Raw genomic sequence first — 20,256 nt, forward strand, 5'->3', positions numbered from 1 at the left:
GGCATCCGCGCCCGCGCCCCTTTCGACTGCGGCATCATGGGGGCGGACCGGCGGGCGGGACGCCCGCGCACCGAGACAGAGGGGGACCAGCAGGTGGCCGCCAGCCGACCCGATTGCCTGTTCTGCAAGATCGTCACGGGCGAGGTGCCCGCTGAGATCGTGCGCAAGGGCGAGCGCACCGTCGCCTTCCGCGACATCAACCCCCAGGCCCCGACCCACATCCTCGTCATCCCGCGCGAGCACTACGCCGACGCCGGGGAGGCCGCCCGGGCCGGCGCCGGGATCGTCGACGACATCGCCCGCGACTCCCACGAGGTCGCCGTCGCCGAGGGGATCGCCGATACCGGGTACCGGCTGGTGTTCAACACCGGCGCCGGTGCCGGCCAGACCATCTTCCACGTGCACGGCCACCTGCTCGGCGGCCGCGGCCTGGAGTGGCCGCCCGGGTAGAAAACGCTTCGGGCCGCGGCGGGGGGCGTTGGTAGAATTCGAAGGGACCACAGCGGTTCACCGAGATCACTGCGACCACGGTGATCACAACCGGCGCACAGCGGTCCCGCCGCGCACGCCGCGGACGACGATCGAGAGGCAGGGGCGAGACGGCCGCGAGGCCACACCATGGTCGAGTCAACACATTCCAGCACCCAGGTCAAGATCGTGGTGCCCGAAGAGCACACGATGGTCAACCTGCTCGGATCCGGCGACGAACTCCTGCGGACCGTGGAGCGCTCCTTCGACAGCGACATCCACGTGCGCGGCAACGAGATCACCATCAGCGGCAGTCCCGACGAGACCGCACTGGTCGTCCGGTTGATCGAGGAGCTGATCGAACTCGTCCGCAGCGGCGCCGACATCACCCCCGACGCCATCGAGCGCACCCTGGGCATGCTGCGCAACGACACCCCCGGCGCCGAGCGCCCCGCCGACGTGCTGACGATGAACATCCTCTCGGCGCGCGGGCGCACCATCCGGCCCAAGACGCTCAACCAGAAGCGCTACGTCGACGCCATCGACGAGCACACGGTCGTGTTCGGCATCGGCCCCGCCGGTACCGGAAAGACGTACCTGGCCATGGCCAAGGCGGTCAAGGCGCTCCAGAACAAGCAGGTCAACCGGATCATCCTGACCCGGCCGGCGGTCGAGGCAGGGGAGCGCCTGGGCTTTCTGCCCGGCACCCTCTACGAGAAGATCGACCCCTACCTGCGCCCGCTCTACGACGCGCTGCACGACATGCTCGACCCCGATTCCATCCCCAAGCTCATGGCGGCGGGGACCATCGAGGTCGCGCCGCTGGCCTACATGCGGGGCCGCACCCTGAACGATTCGTTCATCATTCTCGACGAGGCGCAGAACACCTCGCCCGAGCAGATGAAGATGTTCTTGACGCGGCTGGGCTTCGGCTCCAAGATCGTGGTCACGGGCGACGTCACCCAGGTCGACCTGCCCAGCGGCCAGTCCAGCGGGCTGCGGACCATCGAGGGAATCCTCCAGGGGATCGACGACATCGGGTTCTGCCGGCTGAACAGCAAGGACGTCGTCCGGCACAAGCTGGTCAGCGCCATAGTCGACGCCTACGGCCGGTACGACAGCCTGAACCGGCCCAACGGGCAGGCACACGGGCAGGGCGCCCGCGGGCGCCCGTCGCACGCGCAGTCCAACGGCGCCCCCGGTGGCGCCTGATCCGACGACACCCCGTGCGGGGCCCGACCGCCCCGCACGGGAGCCCGCAGGGCCGCTCCGCCGCCGCGGGGCGCGCCCCGCGGGGTCCGCCGCCGAGGCGGCCCCGCCCACCATGAACAGCAGATAGGCGTCCTGAGCAATGAGTATTGACGTCGCGAACGAGTCCGGCGTCCCCGCGGACGAGACCCGCTTGTCGCGATTGGCCCGTTTCGTGCTTGACGCCATGCGGGTCCACCCCTTGGCGGAGCTGTCGGTCGTCCTGGTCGACGAGGAACCCATGGCTGAGCTGCACGTCCGCTGGATGGACGAGCCCGGCCCCACCGACGTGCTGTCGTTCCCCATGGACGAACTGCGGCCCGGTGGCCAGGACCGGCCCTCCGAGCCCGGTGTCCTCGGCGACGTCATCATCTGCCCGCAGGTGGCGGAGCGCCAGGCCGAGAAGGCCGGGCACAGCGCCCAGGACGAGATCGACCTGCTGTGCACGCACGGCATCCTGCACCTGCTCGGCTACGACCACGCCGAGCCCGACGAGCACAAGGAGATGTTCGGGCTGCAGGGCGAGCTGCTGGCGGGGTGGCGCGCGTCGCTCGGCGACGCCGAGGCCCGCCAGGCGCCCTCGGGCGAGGACGCCACACGATGATCCCCGGTCATACCGGCTTCCTGGCCGGTGCCGCGGTCCGGGCCACCGGTCCGCTGATCGGCGCCGGGCAGGGCGGTCTGCTGCCGCTGTACTTCTGTGCGGCGGCCGTGGTCTTCGCGGCGCTCGCCGCGTTCTTCGTCGCGGCCGAGGTGGCGGTCACCCGCGCCACCGGGCTCGGCGGCGAGCCGGCCCCCGACCCCGAGCACCGGGGCGCTCGCCGGCTGGCGGCGGTGGCGGCCGACCCCGCTCCGCACCTGAACCTCCTCTTCCTGCTCCGGGTGGCCTGCGAGGCGGTCGCCGCGCTGTCGCTGGTGGCCGGTGTGATCTGCTGGTTCGGTTTCGGCTGGGTGGCGCTGGCCGTGGCCGCCCTGGTGATGGTCGCGGTCGACTTCGTGCTCATCGGGGTCACGCCGCGCATCCTCGGCCGCCAGTTCGCGCAGGGCATCGCCATGGGCAGCGTCACCGTCCTGGCCCCCGTCACACCGGTGCTGGGCCCGGTCGCCGAGCTGCTGGTGCGGCTGGGCCGGTCGCTCACGCCCAGCAAGGGCGAGCGCGAGGGCCCGTTCAGCAGCGAAGGCGAGCTGCGCCGGCTGGTCGACCTGGCCGAGCGCGGGCACGTGATCGACGCCGAGGAACGCGAGATGATCCACTCGGTGTTCAAGCTCGACGACACCATGGTGCGCGAGGTGATGGTGCCGCGCACCGACATCGTGTTCGTCGACGGCGACGCCGACATCGAGGACTGCCTGTCGCTGGCGCTGCGCAGCGGGTTCTCCCGCATCCCCGTGACCGGCGAGGACGTCGACGACGTCGTGGGGATCCTCTACCTCAAGGACGTCATCGCCCGCATGCGCGAGGAGTGGGCCGACCGCAGCGACGGCGCCGAGGCGCGGCACGTCCCCGCGCACGACATCATGCGCGCCGCCACCTACGTGCCCGACTCCAAGCCGATCGACGGCCTGCTGCGCGAGATGCAGCGGCAGCGGATCCACGTGGCGGTCGTGATCGACGAGTACGGCGGCACGGCCGGCCTGGTGACGATCGAGGACATCGTCGAGGAGATCGTCGGCGAGATCACCGACGAGTACGACGACGAGATCCCGCCGATCGAGCGCCTGGACGAGGGCCGGGCGCGCGTCACCGCGCGGCTGCCGCTGGGCGAGCTGGCGGCGCTGTTCGAGACCGAACTGGACGTGGCCGACGTCGAGACCGTCGGCGGCCTGCTCGCCTACGCCCTGGGCCGCGTGCCCATCACGGGTTCGCAGGCCGTCTACGCTGGGTTGCGGCTGACCGCCGAGGACCCGGCGGGCCGCCGCAACCGGACCGCGACAGTGCTGGTCGAGAAGGTCTGACCCTCAGGCGGGGCGCCGTGCCCCGCCCGGCCCGCCGACCGCGCGGTGCCGCCCCCGCCCGCCAAGGAGTAGCGACCCGTGACCGAGACGGCCACCGAGGGCATCGGCCCCGAAGACGAGAAGCTGATCACGCTGGCCCGCGCCTCGCGCGCCCGCAACGGAGCGCCCGAGGGCGCCGCCGTGCGCGACGAGACAGGGCGCACCTACGTCGCCACCACGGTCTCCCTGCCCTCGCTCGGACTCACCGCGCTCCAGGCCGCCGTCGCGGCGGCGGTCTCCAGCGGGGCGGAGGAGCTGGAGGCGGCCGCGGTGGTCACCTCCTCCGACACCCTCGCGGCGGCCGACCTCGCGGTCGCCGCCGACCTGAAGGCGCCGCTGGTGGTGCTCGCCGGGACCGACGGCGTCCCGCGGCGCGTCACCAGCACCTGAACAGGGCGGTCGGGCCGCCCCGCACCGGGGCACCCGCCGGGGGATGGGCCCCGCCGATCCCCGGGATGGTCGCGACCACCCCCGGGAGCACGTGAAACTGGAGTAATGGACGACCTCGACCTGGACAAGCTGCGGGTGCCGCTGCCGCCCCTGCCCTCCGCCCCGGAGGGCTTCCGGAGCGGGTTCGCCTGTTTCGTCGGCAGGCCCAACGTGGGCAAGTCGACCCTGATGAACGCCCTGGTGGGGCAGAAAGTGGCGATCACCAGCAACCGGCCCCAGACCACCCGGCGCACGGTGCGGGGCATCGTGCACCGCGAGGACGCGCAACTGATCATCGTCGACACGCCGGGGCTGCACAAGCCGCGCACGCTGCTGGGCGAGCGGCTCGACAGCCTGGTGCGGTCGACCCTGGTCGAGGTCGACGTGATCGGGTTCTGCATCCCCGCCGACGAGCCGATCGGCAGGGGCGACACCTACATCGCCCGCGAACTGGCGGCACAGGGCAACACCCCGGTGGTGGCACTGGTCACAAAGGCCGACCTCGTGGATCGCGCGGCGGTGGGCGAGCAGCTCATGGCGGTCGACCGGCTGGGCGAGTGGGCCGACATCGTCCCGGTGTCGGCCGAGAGCGGGTTCCAGCTGGACACCGCCGCCGACGTCCTGTGCTCGCACCTGCCCGAGGGCCCGCCGCTGTACCCCGACGGCGACCTCACCGACGAGCCCGAGGAGATGCTGGTGGCGGAGCTGATCCGCGAGGCGTCCCTGGAGGGCGTCCGCGACGAGCTGCCGCACTCCATCGCGGTGGTGGTCGACGAGATGAAGGAGCGGGAGAACACCCGGCCCGGCCGCGAGCTGGTCGACATCTACGCCTCGCTCTACGTGGAGCGCCCCAGCCAGAAGGCCATCGTGATCGGCAGCAAGGGCGCCCGCCTGCGCGACGTCGGAACCGCGGCCCGCAAGCAGATCGAGGGCCTGCTCGGCACGCGCGTCTACCTCGACCTGCGGGTCCGCGTCGCCAAGGACTGGCAGCGCGACCCCAAACAGCTCCGCCGCCTGGGCTTCGACCAACAGGTCTGAGCCGCCCGGCGGCCCGGGCGCGGAGCGGCACGGGCGGTCCGCGCCCGCCGGGGGTCAGCTCTGGTGGTTGAGGTCGCCGGCGAGGCTGAGGGCGGCGTGCTGGACGATGGGGGCGGCCCGTTCCACGAACTCCCAGCCCACCCGGGCCTCGGGGCCGGAGATGGAGACCGCCATCATCGCCGGCCCGCCCTGGACGGGGACGGCGAGGCAGCGCACGCCGATCTCCTGCTCGCCGTCGTCGATCGCGTAGCCCTGCTCGCGGATGCGCGCCAGCTCCTTGGCGAAGTCCTCGGGGGAGGTGATGGTGCGGTCGGTGGCCGCGGGCATGCCGGTGCGGCGCACCATGGACAGCGCCTCCTGCTCGGGCAGCTGCGCGAGCAGCGCCTTGCCCACACCGGCGGAGTGCGGCAGCACCCGCCGGCCGACCTCGGTGAACATCCGCATCGCGTGCGGCGAGGGCACCTGGGCGACGTAGACCACCTTGTCGCCGTCGAGCATGGCGAGGTTGGCGGTCTCGCCGAGGTCGTCGACGAGCTGGGCCAGGTGCGGGCGCGCCCACGTGCCGAGCATCCGCGACGCGCTCTCGCCGAGCCCGATCAGCCGCGGTCCCAGGGCGTAGCGCCGCGACGGGAGCTGGCGGACGTAGCCGTTGCCCAGCAGGGTGCGGATGATCCGGTGGATCGTGGGGAGCGGCAGGCCGGAGGACTCGGCGAGCTGGCTCAGCGAGATCTCCCCGCCGGCCTCGGCCATGATCTCCAGCAGCGCGAAGGCGCGGTCGAGCGACTGCACGCCGCCCGAGCGCGGCCGGGCGGCGGGCCCGGGGTGGACGTCGCCGGTGCCTCCACCGGCCGCTGACTGTGACGATGCCAAAGGTCTCAAGCTCCCATCGCGCGGCCGGCCCGCTGGGTGTCGCGGGGGCGACCACTGTCTCCGACCTATTCATTCTGCGATACGAAAAGCGTGCGTGGTCCCTACTTCCGCTGATCGCGGCGGGCCGGCCGCCGGCTGGGGTGGCGCCGGGGGGCCGAGGGGCCGCGCTGACTATTGTTTGTCGCGTGTTCCGGATTGCAGAAGTCGATGCTCGGTATACAGAATACAGTTTTCCGGTGTCCTTCGGATCCCCCGGAACCCGAACGGCCCGGATTTCCGAGAAGGGACGCAGGCGATGGATGAGCACGGCGTGACCGACGGCGCGGTGGACGCGGCCGGGACCGGCCTCGACGACCTCCACGCGGCCCTTGACGGCCGGCTCGCCGATGCCGACGCGCGGCTGCTGCGGCGGTATCCGGGCGAGCAGGCGCGCCGCCAGCCGGTGCACACCGTCTACATCCCGGCCGACCGGGTCGGCCGCGGCACCGCCGCGCAATGGGGCGCGCAGGCGCTGGCGGCGCTGGACGCGTTCGCCCCCGATCCCGCGGCGCTGGCCGCGGCGACCGGCCTGGACGAGGCCGCCGTCGCGGCGTCGCTGCCCCGCGTCCTCGACAAGCTGGCGCGCGAACCCGTCGAAGACCTGCGGATCGACCTGGAGGACGGCTACGGGACCCGGCCCGACGGCGAGGAGGACGCCCACGTGGCCGCGGCGGCCCGCGCGGTGGCCGCCGACCTGGCCGAAGGCGGCGCGCCGCCCTACTTCGGCATCCGGATGAAGGGCATGGACGCCGCCGGGCGGCGCCGCGGCGTGCGCAGCCTGGACCTGTTCCTGCGGACACTGCTGGAGGCCGCGGGCGATCTGCCCGACGGGCTGCTGCTGACCCTGCCCAAGATCACCTCGGTCGACCAGGTCGAGGCCATGGCCTGGACCGCGGAGCGGCTGGAGGAACGGCTCGGGCTGGTCGGGGGGCGCCTGGGCTTCGAGTTGCAGATCGAGACCCCGCAGTCGATCCTCGGCCCCGATGGCGGCGCCGCCGTCGCGCGCATGGTCCACGCCGGGCGGGGCAGGGTCACCGCCCTGCACTACGGCACCTACGACTACAGCGCCGCGTGCGGGGTCACCGCCGCCTACCAGAGCATGGCCCATCCGGTGGCCGACCACGCCAAGGCGGTCATGCAGCTCGCCGCCGCGGGGACCGGCGTGTGGCTCTCCGACGGCTCCACCAACGTGCTGCCCGTGGGCACCGGGGCCGACGTGCACGCCGCCTGGCGGCTGCACGCCGGGCTGGTCCGCCGCTCCCTCGAACGCGCCTTCTACCAGGGCTGGGACCTGCACCCCCACCAGCTGCCCACCCGCTATCTGGCCACCTATGCCTTCTACCGGGAGGCGTTCCCCCCGGCCGCGGCCCGGCTCCGCGCCTACCTGGGCGCCGGCGACGGCGGCGTCCTGGACGAGCCCGCCACAGCCCAGGCGCTGTCCGCGGCACTGGTCCGGGGGGTGCGGTGCGGCGCGCTCGCCGAGGCGGAGGTCGCCGAGGCCACCGGGGTGTCCGCCCGTGTCCTGACCGGATTCGCCGCCCGGCGCGTCGGGTAGCGACACCGCTCACGCGCCGGCGGGGTGGCGGGCGCGCGCCGGCCGGCCGCACCCTGGACGGACCACGCCGCCGGGCATATCCGGGCAAGGACGACCAGCGGGACAGAGGACCATGCCAGAACACGACTTCGACACCGTCATCCGCGCACACCGCGCCGTCCTGCCGGACGGGGAGCGGCCCGCCGTGATCGGCGTGCGCGACGGCCGGATCGCCGCGGTCGCGGACCCGGGGGCCGCGATGACCGCCGCGCGCACCCTCGAAACCGCCGCCGACGAAGTGCTGCTGCCCGGGCTGGTCGACAGCCACGTGCACGTCAACGAGCCCGGCCGCACCGAATGGGAGGGGTTCGCCACCGCCACCCGCGCCGCGGCCGCCGGCGGGGTCACCACCATCGTGGACATGCCGCTCAACAGCATCCCGCCCACCACGACGGCCGCCGGACTGGCGGCCAAGCGCGCGGCTGCGAGCGGCCGCATCGCGGTCGACGTCGGGTTCTGGGGCGGCGCCGTGCCCGAGAACAGCGGGCCGGGCGCGCACGCGGAGCTGCGGGCACTGCACGACCAGGGCGTCCACGGGTTCAAGTGCTTCCTGTCGCCCTCCGGTGTGGCGGAGTTCGGCCACCTCGGCCCCGGACGGTTCCGCGCCGCCGCGGCCGCGATCAGCGGGTTCGGCGGGCTGCTCATCGTGCACGCCGAGGACCCATCGGTGCTGGACGCGGCCCCGGCCGCCGCCGGGCGGGACTACGCCGCGTTCCTCGCCTCGCGCCCCGACGCGGCCGAGCACGCCGCGATCCGGCTCGTCATCGAGACCGCCAGGGCGACCGGGGTGCGCGCCCACATCCTGCACCTGTCCTCGGCCACCGCCCTGCCGCTCATCGCGCGCGCGAAGGCCGACGGCGTGGCGCTGACGGTCGAGACCTGCCCCCACTACCTCACCATCGCCGCGGAGGAGGTGCCGGCCGGAGCGACGCAGTTCAAGTGCTGCCCGCCGATCCGCGGCGCCGCCAACCGGGACCTGCTGTGGCGGGCGCTGGCCGACGGGCTGGTCGACTGCGTCGTCAGCGACCACTCGCCCAGCACACCCGACCTGAAGAACCTGGACACCGGCGATTTCGGGACGGCGTGGGGCGGGGTCTCAGGGCTCCAGGTGGGCTTCTCCGCGGTGTGGACCGAGGCCGCGGCGCGCGGGCACGGGCTGTCCGACGTCGTGCGGTGGATGGCCCGGCGCCCCGCGGAGATCGCCGGGATCGCCGGGAAGGGCGCGATCGCGGCCGGAAACGACGCGGACTTCGCGTTCGTGGCCCCCGATGCCGCGGTGCGCGTGGACGCCGCCCGGCTGCGGCACCGGAATCCGGTGAGCGCCTACGACGGCCGTGAACTGCGGGGGGCGGTGCGCCGCACCCTGCTGCGGGGGGAACCGGCCGGGGCCGCCGCGGGCACCCCGCGCGGCCGCCTGCTGGCCCGCCGCTGAACGGTCCGGTGCGGGTGCGCGCGGCCGGCGGCCGGCCCCGCCGTCGGGCGGTCCGGGACCGCCTGCGCGGGCGCCCCGGCGTCCCCCGCGGATCGCGGGGGCACCGGGGCGCGGAGGCGGTGCGCGGGCCGGCCCGCGGGAGACGCGGGGACCGGCCCGGCGGCGGTCACGAGCAGTACTGCGCCTCTTCGCCGATGATGCGGTAGGGGCAGTCGGCGTAGTCGATCAGGTCGAGCACGGCGTCGTGGTTGCGCGCGGTCTCGCGTTCGATCACCTCATCGGGCGGGTAGAAGCCGCCCCCGCCGGCGCTGCCCGGGTACATCTCGTAGGTGTAGGAGAAGATGCCCTGGTCGGCCCAGAGCCAGTCGTTGATCGACCCGTCGGTGATGTAGAGGTCGCTGGACTGCTGGGGCGTGTAGCCGTTGCCGTCGGCCATGAGCCGGCCCAGTTCGGCGTGGGCGTCGTAGTCGTCCTGGGTCATGCCGGGCGCGACGTCGCCGTAGGTGTAGCCGTAGGGCCACAGGATCAGCTCGCTGTAGGTGTGGAAGTCGATCGCGGCCGTGATCTGCTGCTCGCCGCCGACCACCCGGCCGCGCACGAAGTCGGCGACCCGGTCGACCTCGGTGGCCGATTCCCCGGCCGACCCCCGGTAGGTGATGCTCGACGGGCTGCCCGACGAGCCGCCGCAGCAGCCCCAGTTGTAGGCCCAGTTGCGGTTGAGGTCGGTGCCGATCGCGCTGCTGCCCGGGTTGGGCTGGCGGTTCTTGCGCCAGCTGCGGTAGGAGCCGGTCGCGATGTCGTACTCGCTGCCGTCGGGGTTGACGTTGGGCAGGACCCAGATCTCGCGGCCGTCGAGCAGTTCGGTGATGCGGGCGTCGCTGCCATAGGCGTCGGTGAGCGTTTCGAGCAGGTAGACGGCCATCTCGACGGTCAGGTGCTCGCGTGCGTGCTGCGAGTGGGTGAACAGCACCTCCGGCTCGTCCTCATCGGTGCCGACATTGGCGCTGAGCTTGACGGCGATCAGGTCGCGGCCCTGGTAGGAGGTGCCCGCGCTGGTCTTCAGGGCGATGTCGGGGTGGTCGGCGACGACCTGGTCGACCACGTCGGTGAGCTCGTCGTAGTTGTGGTAACGGGAGTCCGCGGGCGGGAAGTCCCGGGTGCCGACGCCACCCGGGGCGCCGGGGCCGGGCAGCGGGGTGACCTCGTAGCCGAGGTCCTCGACCGCCGCGGCCTGGCCCGGGGCCGCGGTGATGACGACCGATCCGTCGCGGGCCTCGTCGATGGCGGCCCCGGTCCCGGCGACCTCCGTCCGTTCCTGCGGCGTTCCGGGTCCGTCGACCTCGTACTGCCGTGGCGCGGCCTCCGCGGCCGTGTCGGCCGACGCGGCCCCGGCCAGGGTCGAGGCGACGAGCAGCGGGACGAGGGGGAGGGTGGTGAAGAACAGCCTGCGTCGGTGCACAGTGGCTCCTGTGGGGGAGTGCGGGGGATAGGGCGCCGAACTACCGGTGTTCTTATTGGAGTGATTCACGGCGAGTGATGTCAATATGACGTTTTGACGTGATATCACCGCGTGATCCGCGGTTGGCCCGATTCCCACCCTGAGCGGCCCGCCGGCCCGGCGGCGCACACTCTGTCCGCATGTGGCCACGACGGGTCGCGTGCCCCCGTGTGGCGCGGTGGGTCAGACGAAGCCCGGGACCGACTCCCATGCGCGGCCGGGAGCGGGGGCGTCGTCGCGTTCGACAGCGGCCTCGATCTTGCCGTAGGGGCGGTCGGCGGCGACGAACACCTCGCCGGGGTTGTCGAGGCCGAAAGGGGAGAGGTCGACGAGGAAGTGGTGCTTGTTGGGCATGGAGAACCGCACCTCGGCGATCTCGGGGCGGGCCTCCAGGACCGCGGTGCCCATGCCGTACAGGGTCTGCTGGAGGGCGAGGCTGTGGGTCGTGGCGAAGGACTCCAGCATCAGGGCCCGCACCGAGGCGTAGGCGGCGTCCCAGTCGACGTCGGTGCCGATGTAGCGCCACCGGGCCTTCACGTCGGTGGCCAGGATGCGGTCGGTCGTCTCGGCCAGGGTCGTGTACGGCGTCCTGGGGAATCCGTGGAACTCCGACCCGGTGGACTTCAGGACGGTCAGCCCTTCGATCCCCGAGACCACCCACTCCCGGTCGCCGTCCTTGGTGACGACGGTCGTGCGGGTCTCCGTGCCGGAGCGGACGAAGGAGTGGTCGTGCGGCCCCTCGGCGGTGGCGATCCGCTCCCAGGAGTACTCGTGGATCTCCTGGCGGGCGCCGTGGATGTAGTCGTGGGCGCCGACGAAGTGGCGCGCGAGCAGCAACGCGAAGTCCTCGACCGCGCCGACCCCGCCGTTCTCCCTGGCCAGCGCGTAGACCGTGTTCTTCTGAGTGTCGGTGGCCAGGCAGTGGCTGTTGTCGCCGGCGGTGTGCACGGCGTCGAGGTCGCCGCGCAGCTGCGAGGTCACGCTGACGTCCTTGACGCGGTGCACCGCGGTGTCGCGGGCGACGTGGACGAGGCGTACCTCGGCCTTGCCGTACTGGTTGTCCCCGAGTCTGATGCCCACGGCGGTCGGCTCCTTGCTGGTGTCGAGGGGGATGCGCCGGGCCGCGGCGGACGCGGACCGGGGAGGGGAGCGGCGGGCGGGGGCCGCTAGCTGCCGCGGTAGGTGGAGTATCCGAACGGGCTCAGCAGCAGCGGGACATGGTGGTGCGCGTCCCCGTCGGTGATGTCGAAGACCACGGTGATCTCGGGGTAGAACCCGCTGAGCCCGCTGTCGGCGAAGTAGCTCCCGGTGTCGAAGACGAGCCGGTGCACGCCGGCCGCGAGCCGGCCGGGCCCGAGGTCGGCGATGCGGCCGTCGGTGTCGGTGGTCGCCGACGCGATGGGCGACCAGCTCGTGCGGTTCGCGTCGGCGGCCTCCAGTACCACCCGGACCCCGGCAGCGGGGCGGCCCAGGGCGGTGTCCAAGACGTGCGTGGTCACGAGGCTCATGGGGTATCGGCGACCTTTCCGACGCGCAGCAGGGCGATCTTGCGGAGCTCGTCGGCGACGACGCGGGCCTCCGCGGCCGGGCTGTTGCCCATCCGCTCGCGCAGGCCGTCGAGGAGTTCGGCGCCGGAGAGCCCGCTCGCGCAGACGAGGTAGATGCGGCCGAACCGGCGCTCGTACTCCGCCTGGCCGGCCGCGAACGCCTCGCGCACGGCCGGCTCGTCGCGGGCGAACCCCGATTGCTCGGCGCGCGACCAGCCGGCCGCGGTGTCCGCGCCCGGGGCCCGTTCGCCGATGCGCGGGTGGCGGGCCAGCGCGGCGGCGGCTTCGTCGTCGGTGATCGCGCGCGCGTGGGCGTCGGCGGCGGCGACCAGCGCGGCGCGGTCGGCGAAGGGGCGCTCGCGCAGCAGGGCGTTCACCCAGCGGTCGACGTCCAGGCACTGGGCGAGTTCCGTCCGGAAGCGGGCGTCGGAGAGTCCGTTGACGCGCCGCACGCCGGGGTCCGCGACCCCCGCCGGGGCGGTGCTGTCGGGCATCGGCGCGCTCCCGTCGGTCCGGCGGCGGGCGTCGGCCCGCGGCGGTGCCGCCGGCGCCGTGGCCGTGTCCCGCGTCGTCGTGCCGGATCCCCGTGTTTCCGCCATGTTTCGTATCGCAGAAACAGCGTTCTGCATATCGGACTCTAATCCCCGCTGAGGTGCGGTTGTCAACCGTCACCGCGGTGATTCCGGGAGGTGTCGCCCGCCGCGGGGCTCCCCTGGGCGGGAGAGGAGGCGGAGGGGTGGTTGACATGGCATCTCGGGGGACGCAAACTCATCATATTCCTTAAAGTGAAAACTAAATTCCATGATACGGAATAGAATCTTGGAGGCGAGAGATGAGCAACGCGCTGCGCCCCACGGTCAACTGCTCCCTGCTGTTCACCGAACTGCCCCTGCACGCGCGCCCCGCCGCCGCCCGCGCCGCCGGGTTCGAGGCCGTCGAGTTCTGGTGGCCCTTCGCGGCCCCCGTCCCCGGCGACGCCGAGGCGGAGGCGTTCATCGCCGCCATCGACGACGCCGGCGTGCGCCTCACCGGACTCAACTTCTTCGCCGGCGAACTCCCCGGCCCCGACCGCGGCGTCCTCTCCCACCCCGATCGAGTCGGGGAGTTCCGCGACAACATCGACGCCGTCGCCGGCATCGCCCGGCGCACGGGGTGCACCGGGTTCAACGCGCTCTACGGCCGGCGCCGGGACGGCACCGACCCGGCCGAACAGGACCGCGTCGCACTGGAGAACACCATTGCCGCCGCGCGCGCACTCGCCCCCTTGGGCGGCACCGTCCTCATCGAGCCCATCAGCGGCGCCGACGACTACCCCCTGAAGACCGCCGCCGACGCACTCGCCTTCGTCGAACGGGCCCGCGCGGCCGGGGCCCCCAACGTGGCCCTCCTCGCCGACCTCTACCACCTCGCCGTCAACGGCGAGGACGTCGCCGCCGTGGTGCGCGACCACGCCGCCGAGTTCGGCCACATCCAGATCGCCGACGCACCCGGCCGCGGCGAGCCCGGCACCGGCTCGCTGCCGGTCCACGCGCTGCTGGCCGCCGCCCGCGACGGCGGCTACACCGGCCGCGTCGGGCTGGAGTACGCGCCGACCGTGCCCAGTGCCGACAGCTTCGGCTGGCTGAAGACCGGCTGACCACCGCCCCCGCTCCGCCACGACCGGCTCCGCCACGGACCGCCCCGCCACGGGCCGCCCGGCGGGGCGCCGCCGGCCGGCCCCGGGCACCGCACCGCCCGCCGGCACGGATCCGCCCGCCCCGCCCCACCGCGACCCCGCCACGAACCCGCCGCATCGAAGGGAAACCACATGTCCCAGGCGCGCACCATCGCCTTCATCGGGCTCGGCATCATGGGCCTGCCCATGGCCGTCAACCTCGCCGCCGCCGGCCACCGCGTCACCGGCTACGACCTCAGCCCCCAGTCCGCCGAAAAGCTCGCCGCCAACGGCGGCCGCGCCGCCGCCACCATCGCCGAGGCCGTCGACGGCGCCGACACCGTCATCACAATGGTCCCCGACTCCCCCGACGTCGAAGCCGTCCTCCTGGGCCCCGACGGCGTGTTCGCCAACGCGGCCCCCGGCGCCCTCGTCATCGACATGAGCACCATCCGCCCCGACGTCTCCCGCGCGGTGGCGGCCGAAGGGGAGCGGCAGGGCTTCCGGGTCCTCGACGCCCCGGTCAGCGGCGGCGAGGCCGGCGCCATCGAGGCCAAGCTGTCCATCATGGTCGGCGGCGACGCCGAGGTGTTCGCCGCCGCCGAGCCGGTGTTCGGCGTCCTGGGCACCACCCCGGTCCACGTCGGCCCCTCGGGCGCCGGGCAGACGGTCAAGGCCGCCAACCAGCTCATCGTGGCCGGCAACATCCAACTCGTCGCCGAGGCCCTGGTCTTCCTGGAGGCGCACGAGGTCGACACCGAGGCCGGGCTGAAGGTCCTCAACGGCGGCCTGGCCGGCAGCACCGTGCTCACCCGCAAGGGCGACGCCATGCGCGCCCGCGACTTCGAGCCGGGGTTCCGGATCGCCCTGCACGACAAGGACATGAAGATCGTGACGACCGCCGCCCGCGAGGCCGGGGTCGCGATCCCGCTCGGGGCCCTGGTGGCGCAGTTCGTCGGCGCGCTCAAGGCGCAGGGCCACGGCGGCCTGGACCACTCGGCGCTGCTGAAGATCGTCCTGGAGCTGTCGGCGACCGCCGACTGACCGGCATCCGCGAAAGACGGAATCCGCCGGCGGGACTGGCCGGCCGGCCCTCGCGGCTGACGTGTACTCCGCGCGAGGTCCGGTGGCCCGGGTGTTGGCCGCACCCAGGTTCCCGCTGGCGGACCCGCAACCCCCCTAGCACTGAAGGGTTCATTCGAATGGTACAGATGCCCGCGATGAACGCCGTCGTCCAGGTCCTCAAGTCCGAAGGCGTCGACACCGCCTTCGGCTGCCCCGGCGCGGCCATCCTGCCCCTCTACAAGGCCCTCGACGAGGTCGGGGGGATCGAGCACCTCGTCGTGCGCCACGAGGAGGGCGCCACCCACATGGCCGACGGATGGGCCCGCACCACCGGCAAGGTGGGTGTCGCCATCGGCACCTCGGGCCCCGCCGGCACCAACATGATCACCGGCCTCTACACCGCCCTCGCCGACTCGATCCCCATCGTGTGCATCACCGGCCAGGCGGTGTCCACCCGGCTGCACCAGGAGGCGTTCCAGGCGGTCGACATCGTCGAGATCGCCAAGCCCGTCACCAAATGGGCCGTGCAGCTCAAGGAGGCCGGGCAGGCCCCGTGGATCTTCCGCGAGGCGTTCCGGATCGCCCGCGAGGGACGGCCCGGGCCGGTCCTGGTGGACCTGCCGCTCGACATCTCCCAGCGGACCATCGAGTACGACCCCGCGATCGACGCCCCGCTGCCCGTGGCCGCCGTGGAGCCCCACCTCCCGCGCGTCGACCGCGCCCTGGACCTGCTGCTGGCCGCCGAGCGCCCGCTGATCCTGGCCGGCGGCGGCGTCATCATCGCCGACGCCGCCGAGGAGCTGAAGGAGGTGGCCGAGTACCTCGGCATCCCCGTCCAGGTCACCCTCATGGGCAAGGGCGGCTTCGACGAGGACTCCCCGCTGTACTCCGGGATGACCGGGGTGCAGACCTCCCAGCGCTACGGCAACGCCTCCTTCCTGGAGTCCGACCTCGTGCTGGCCGTCGGCGCGCGCTTCGGCGACCGCCACACCGGCGTCCTCGACGTCTACCGCGGCGATCGCGCGTTCATCCACGTCGACATCGAACCCACCCAGATCGGCAAGGTCTTCGAACCCGATCTGGGCGTGGTCTCCGACGCCCGCCTGTTCCTGCGCGCCCTGGCCGAGCGGGCCCGCGCGCGGGGGCCGCGCCGCGCCCCCGGGGCGTGGGTGGCGCGGGTCAACGAGCTCAAGGCGACCCTCGGCCGCCGCGAGGACTTCGACACCGTCCCCATCAAGGCCCCGCGCGTCTACAAGGAGATCAACGAGGTCTTCGACCCCGACACCTACTTCGTCACCGCCATCGGCCTCTACCAGATCTGGGGCGGCCAGCACCAGAAGGCCCACAAGCCGCGCCACTACCAGATCTGCGGCCAGGCCGGCCCGCTGGGCTGGGAGATCCCCGCGGCGATCGGCGTCAAGAAGGCCCTCAAGGACACCGAGCCCGACGCCGAGGTGGTCGGCGTCGTCGGCGACTACGGCTTCCAGTACATGGTCGAGGAACTCGCCGTCGGCGCCCAGTACGACGTGCCCATCGTCCTCATCATGATCAATAACGAGTACCTCGGCCTGATCCGCCAGGCCGAGATCCCCTTCGACATGAACTTCCAGGTCGACATCCACTACGACGAGGTCGGCACCGACAACGTCAAGATCATGGAGGCCTACGGCTGCTCCGGCCGCCGGGTCTCCGCTCCGGGCGAGATCCGCGACGCCCTGCAATGGGCGCGCAAGCAGGCCGTGAGCACATCGCGCCCGGTCCTGGTGGAGATCATGATCGAGCGCGAGGCCAACACCCCGCACGGACCCGCCATCGACGCCGTCAAGGAGTTCGAGCCGCTGCCCGACCCCGTACCCTGACCGCGGTCCCTCTCGGGCCGGGCGGCACCCGCCGCCCGGCCCGAGAGCCCGTCCGACGAGGAGATGGAGCAGCACGTGAGCGGCCAGGAGTTCCTGCGGTACCCCGACCTCGCCCTCCGCGGCCACGGCGGCGCCGTCGTCCACGCCAACGACGAGTCCTTCGCCGAGCGGGAGAACCTGATCAAGCCCGGCCCCGCCGGCTTCGACCCCGCGGCCTTCGGGCACAAGGGCAAGGTCTACGACGGCTGGGAGACCCGGCGCCGGCGCACCCCCGGCCACGACCACGCGGTCGTCCGGCTCGGCGTCCCCGGGATCGTGCGCGGCGTCGTCGTCGACACCGCCTGGTTCACCGGCAACTTCCCGCCCGAGGTGTCGGTGGAGGCGGCCGGGCTCGACGGCCATCCCGCGCCCGCCGACCTCGACGCCGCCGAGTGGACCACGCTCGTCCCCCGCTCACCGGTCGCCGGCGACACCGCCAACGCCTTCGAGGTGCACGACGGCCACCGCTACACCCACCTGCGGCTGACCATGTACCCCGACGGCGGTATCGCGCGCTTCCGGGTGCACGGCGAAGCCGTCGCCGACCCGCGCCTGCTCGTCACCGGCGGCCTCGACCTGGCCGCGCTGGAGAACGGGGGCCGTGTGGTCGCGTGCAGCAACGAGTTCTACTCCTCGCCCACCAACGTGATCGCCCCCGGGCTCACCCGCTCCATGGGGGAGGGCTGGGAGAACGCGCGCCGCCGCGACGACGGCAACGACCACGTCGAGATCGCCCTCGCGGCAGCGGGCGAGGCGCGGCTGCTGGAGGTCGACACCTCCTACTTCCTGTTCAACGCCCCCGGCGCGGTGCGGGTCAGCGCGTGCGACACCACGGCGGCGGACCCCGCCGACCCCGGCTCCTGGTTCACCCTGCTCGACCGCACCGGCGTCCGCCCCGACACCCGGCACCGGTTCGTCGTCGACCGGCCCCGCGCGGCGACCCGGCTGCGGCTGGACGTCTACCCCGACGGCGGCATCGCCCGCTTCCGGGCCTTCGGCACGCTGTCGGCGGCGGGGCACGCGGACCTCTGGCTGCGCTGGATCAACACCCTGCCCGACGCCCAGGCGCACGCGGCGCTGACCGGGCTGGGCGCCACGGCGGCCGAGACGGCATCGGGACACGCCGCCCGGCCCGTGACCGCGCGCGGCGACCTGCCCGCCGCCCTGGCGGCGCAGGACCCGCGGTAGCCGCCGCCACGCCGGAGCGGGGCGGTGCGGCGGCGTCCGCGCACCCGCACCCGCGCCCGCCCAGGTCGGGCGGCCGTCCGGGCGACCGCCGTTTGGCGGGACAAGCCCGCCATCTGCTAACGTAAGTGGCGTCATGCTGCGTGAGCTGCTCCTCCTTAGTGGCCGCGGCGGGGGTCGTTAAACGGTCGGCTCCCTCGCCGCGGGAAATCGGCGTGTTCTTCGTCGGCCACGACAGTGCGAGCAACCCTCCAGAGGAGCCTCTTCCACCATGGTCCCGCAGCAGCAGCCCAGCGGTATGCCCTTCCAGCGCTACCGTCCGTTCCCGGCGATCGACCTCGCCGACCGCACGTGGCCCTCGAAGACCATCACCGCGGCGCCCCGCTGGCTCTCCACCGACCTGCGCGACGGCAACCAGGCGCTGATCGAGCCGATGGACCACGAGCGCAAGCGCGAGATGTTCGACCTGCTGGTCCGCATGGGCTACAAGGAGATCGAGGTCGGGTTCCCCGCCGCCAGCCAGACCGACTTCGACTTCGTCCGCGGCCTGATCGAGACCGGCCGCATCCCCGCCGACGTCCAGATCTCGGTGCTGACCCAGGCCCGCGAGGACCTGATCGAGCGCACCGTGCAGAGCCTGGTCGGCGCCGAGCGCGCCACCGTGCACCTGTACAACGCCACCGCGCCGGAGTTCCGCCGGGTCGTGTTCGGCGTCGACCGCGACGCCTGCAAGGCCATCGCGGTCGAGGGCACCCGCCACGTGATGCGCTTCGCCGAGCAGTACCTCGGCGACACCGCCCACTTCGGCTACGAGTACTCGCCCGAGATCTTCATCGACACCGAGCTCGACTTCGCCCTGGAGGTCTGCGAGGCCGTCATGGACGAGTGGCGACCCGGCCCCGGCCGCGAGATCATCCTCAACCTGCCGGCCACCGTCGAGCGCGCCACCCCCAACGTCTACGCCGACCAGATCGAGTGGATGAGCCGCAACCTGACCCGGCGCGAGTTCGTCTGCGTGTCGGTCCACCCCCACAACGACCGCGGCAGCGGCATCGCGGCCGCCGAACTGGGCGTCCTGGCCGGCGCCGACCGGGTCGAGGGGTGCCTGTTCGGGCACGGCGAGCGCACCGGCAACGTCGACCTCGTCACCCTGGGCATGAACCTCTACAGCCAGGGCGTCGACCCGCAGATCGACTTCTCCGACATCGACGAGATCCGGCGCGTCGTCGAGCACTGCACCCAGCTGCCCGTGGCCCCGCGCCACCCCTACGGCGGCGACCTCGTCTACACCGCGTTCTCCGGGTCCCACCAGGACGCCGTCAAGAAGGGCCTCGCCGCCCTGGAGCGCGACGCCGCCGAGGCCGGCGTGCCCGTTGCGGAGTACCCGTGGCGGGTCCCCTACCTGCCGATCGACCCCAAGGAGGTCGGCCGCGACTACGAGGCCGTCATCCGGGTCAACAGCCAGTCCGGCAAGGGCGGGGTCTCCTACATCCTCCAGCGCGACCACGCGCTGGACCTGCCCCGGCGGCTCCAGATCGACTTCTCGCACAAGGTCCAGGCCTACACCGACGCCGAGGGCGGCGAGTTCGACGGCGAGCGCATCTGGGAGATCTTCACCGACGCCTACCTGGCCGACAACGGGCCGGTGGGCTTCCTGGCGCACCGCTCGCAGACCGACTCCGACGGCACCTACCGCATCGCCGCCGACGTGCGGGTCCAGGGGGAGATCCGGGAGATCACGGGCAGCGGCCCGGGGCCGCTCTCGGCGTTCTGCGACGCGCTGGCCGGGATCGACATCAAGGTCCGCGTGGTCGACTACGTCGAGCACGCGCTCAGCGAGGGCAGCGACGCCCGCGCCGCCGCCTACGTCGAAGCCGACATCGACGGCCGCACCGTGTGGGGCGTCGGCCTCAACCACAACATCACCGCGGCCTCCCTGAAGGCCGTGTGCAGCGCCGTCGGCCAGGCCCACCGCGCCAAGGGCTGACCCACTCCGTACCGAGGCGGCCGCGCGGCCGCGCCGGCCCGGCCGATCCCGGGCCGCCGGAGTCGCGCGGCCCGTTGCCCGTGCCCATGGTCCGCCGCGCAGGGAGACCCCCGTGCGCGGTACATGCGGCGGTCGGCTCTCCGGAGGATCCCCCGGAGAGCCGACCGCCGATGGGAAAAGGGCGGGAACCGGGGCTGGCCTGGGCGTTTGGTGGCCCATTCAGTGGTTGTTACCGTCTACCGGAAACGTGTTACCGGGTACCGATGACGAACGCGGCGTCGGGCCGCGCGCTACGGGTATGCAACGGAC

18 protein-coding genes are annotated in these 20,256 nt (G+C 73.0%); 13 read left to right on the forward strand and 5 right to left on the reverse strand.

The window, feature by feature from the left end; genetic code table 11:
* The first annotated feature begins 93 nt into the window (after positions 1 to 93).
* The 6 genes from ACFO4E_RS03235 to era all read left to right on the forward strand — a co-directional run bounded on the left by ACFO4E_RS03235 (position 94) and on the right by era (position 5,178).
* Positions 94 to 450: a histidine triad nucleotide-binding protein gene (locus ACFO4E_RS03235; protein WP_378571380.1), complete on the forward strand. Its 357-nt coding sequence runs from the start codon at positions 94 to 96 to the stop codon at positions 448 to 450.
* A 168-nt stretch (positions 451 to 618) separates the two neighbouring features.
* Positions 619 to 1,680 (forward strand): PhoH family protein, encoded by a 1,062-nt coding sequence (locus ACFO4E_RS03240; RefSeq protein WP_378571382.1) that lies wholly within the window; start codon positions 619 to 621, stop codon positions 1,678 to 1,680.
* Positions 1,681 to 1,819: 139 nt separating this feature from the next.
* A complete protein-coding gene (ybeY, locus tag ACFO4E_RS03245) occupies positions 1,820 to 2,320 on the forward strand; it encodes an rRNA maturation RNase YbeY (RefSeq protein ID WP_378571383.1) in 501 nt (166 codons plus the stop codon).
* Between the two features lie 80 nt (positions 2,321 to 2,400).
* Complete coding sequence (locus ACFO4E_RS03250; RefSeq protein ID WP_378571614.1) at positions 2,401 to 3,672, forward strand: hemolysin family protein; 1,272 nt, start codon at positions 2,401 to 2,403, stop codon at positions 3,670 to 3,672.
* Positions 3,673 to 3,750: 78 nt separating this feature from the next.
* Positions 3,751 to 4,101, forward strand: a complete 351-nt coding sequence (locus tag ACFO4E_RS03255) for a cytidine deaminase (RefSeq protein WP_378571385.1) — start codon at positions 3,751 to 3,753, stop codon at positions 4,099 to 4,101.
* Positions 4,102 to 4,206: 105 nt separating this feature from the next.
* Entirely contained in the window at positions 4,207 to 5,178 is a 972-nt protein-coding gene (gene era, locus ACFO4E_RS03260) for a GTPase Era (protein WP_378571387.1), read from the forward strand.
* Between the two features lie 54 nt (positions 5,179 to 5,232).
* Here the strand turns inward: era and ACFO4E_RS03265 are convergent, their stop codons facing one another.
* On the reverse strand, positions 5,233 to 5,967 hold the full coding sequence (locus ACFO4E_RS03265; RefSeq protein ID WP_378571615.1) for an IclR family transcriptional regulator: 735 nt from the start codon (positions 5,965 to 5,967) through the stop codon (positions 5,233 to 5,235).
* A 376-nt stretch (positions 5,968 to 6,343) separates the two neighbouring features.
* Here ACFO4E_RS03265 and ACFO4E_RS03270 point away from each other — a divergent pair, with 376 nt between their 5' ends.
* Both ACFO4E_RS03270 and allB read left to right on the forward strand, forming a co-directional pair.
* Complete coding sequence (locus ACFO4E_RS03270) at positions 6,344 to 7,642, forward strand: DUF6986 family protein (RefSeq protein WP_378571388.1); 1,299 nt, start codon at positions 6,344 to 6,346, stop codon at positions 7,640 to 7,642.
* A gap of 112 nt (positions 7,643 to 7,754) precedes the next feature.
* Positions 7,755 to 9,113: an allantoinase AllB gene (allB, locus tag ACFO4E_RS03275; RefSeq protein ID WP_378571390.1), complete on the forward strand. Its 1,359-nt coding sequence runs from the start codon at positions 7,755 to 7,757 to the stop codon at positions 9,111 to 9,113.
* Positions 9,114 to 9,279: 166 nt separating this feature from the next.
* Here the strand turns inward: allB and ACFO4E_RS03280 are convergent, their stop codons facing one another.
* The 4 genes from ACFO4E_RS03280 to uraD form a co-directional block, all read right to left on the reverse strand.
* Positions 9,280 to 10,572: a M14 family metallopeptidase gene (locus tag ACFO4E_RS03280; protein ID WP_378571392.1), complete on the reverse strand. Its 1,293-nt coding sequence runs from the start codon at positions 10,570 to 10,572 to the stop codon at positions 9,280 to 9,282.
* A gap of 222 nt (positions 10,573 to 10,794) precedes the next feature.
* The gene (gene pucL / locus ACFO4E_RS03285) at positions 10,795 to 11,691 is read right to left on the reverse strand and encodes a factor-independent urate hydroxylase (RefSeq protein ID WP_378571394.1); all 897 of its coding nucleotides are present in this window, start codon (positions 11,689 to 11,691) and stop codon (positions 10,795 to 10,797) included.
* Positions 11,692 to 11,777: 86 nt separating this feature from the next.
* On the reverse strand, positions 11,778 to 12,119 hold the full coding sequence (uraH, locus tag ACFO4E_RS03290) for a hydroxyisourate hydrolase (protein WP_378571396.1): 342 nt from the start codon (positions 12,117 to 12,119) through the stop codon (positions 11,778 to 11,780).
* Entirely contained in the window at positions 12,116 to 12,652 is a 537-nt protein-coding gene (gene uraD, locus ACFO4E_RS03295) for a 2-oxo-4-hydroxy-4-carboxy-5-ureidoimidazoline decarboxylase (RefSeq protein WP_378571398.1), read from the reverse strand. Before uraD ends, uraH begins: the two co-directional genes overlap by 4 nt.
* Before the next feature lie 338 nt (positions 12,653 to 12,990).
* Here uraD and ACFO4E_RS03300 point away from each other — a divergent pair, with 338 nt between their 5' ends.
* From ACFO4E_RS03300 to leuA, 5 genes are all read left to right on the forward strand, one after another.
* Positions 12,991 to 13,794, forward strand: a complete 804-nt coding sequence (locus ACFO4E_RS03300; protein WP_378571400.1) for a hydroxypyruvate isomerase family protein — start codon at positions 12,991 to 12,993, stop codon at positions 13,792 to 13,794.
* Between the two features lie 171 nt (positions 13,795 to 13,965).
* Complete coding sequence (locus tag ACFO4E_RS03305) at positions 13,966 to 14,856, forward strand: 2-hydroxy-3-oxopropionate reductase (protein ID WP_378571402.1); 891 nt, start codon at positions 13,966 to 13,968, stop codon at positions 14,854 to 14,856.
* A 158-nt stretch (positions 14,857 to 15,014) separates the two neighbouring features.
* The gene (gene gcl / locus ACFO4E_RS03310) at positions 15,015 to 16,736 is read left to right on the forward strand and encodes a glyoxylate carboligase (protein ID WP_378571404.1); all 1,722 of its coding nucleotides are present in this window, start codon (positions 15,015 to 15,017) and stop codon (positions 16,734 to 16,736) included.
* 63 nt (positions 16,737 to 16,799) lie between these two features.
* Positions 16,800 to 17,963, forward strand: coding sequence for an allantoicase (gene alc, locus ACFO4E_RS03315; protein ID WP_378571406.1), 1,164 nt, complete (start codon positions 16,800 to 16,802; stop codon positions 17,961 to 17,963).
* Between the two features lie 268 nt (positions 17,964 to 18,231).
* Complete coding sequence (gene leuA / locus ACFO4E_RS03320) at positions 18,232 to 19,947, forward strand: 2-isopropylmalate synthase (RefSeq protein WP_378571408.1); 1,716 nt, start codon at positions 18,232 to 18,234, stop codon at positions 19,945 to 19,947.
* Positions 19,948 to 20,256: the final 309 nt, after the last annotated feature.

It is taken from the genome of Nocardiopsis mangrovi (genome assembly GCF_042653925.1).
GTDB classification, from domain to species: domain Bacteria; phylum Actinomycetota; class Actinomycetes; order Streptosporangiales; family Streptosporangiaceae; genus Nocardiopsis_B; species Nocardiopsis_B mangrovi.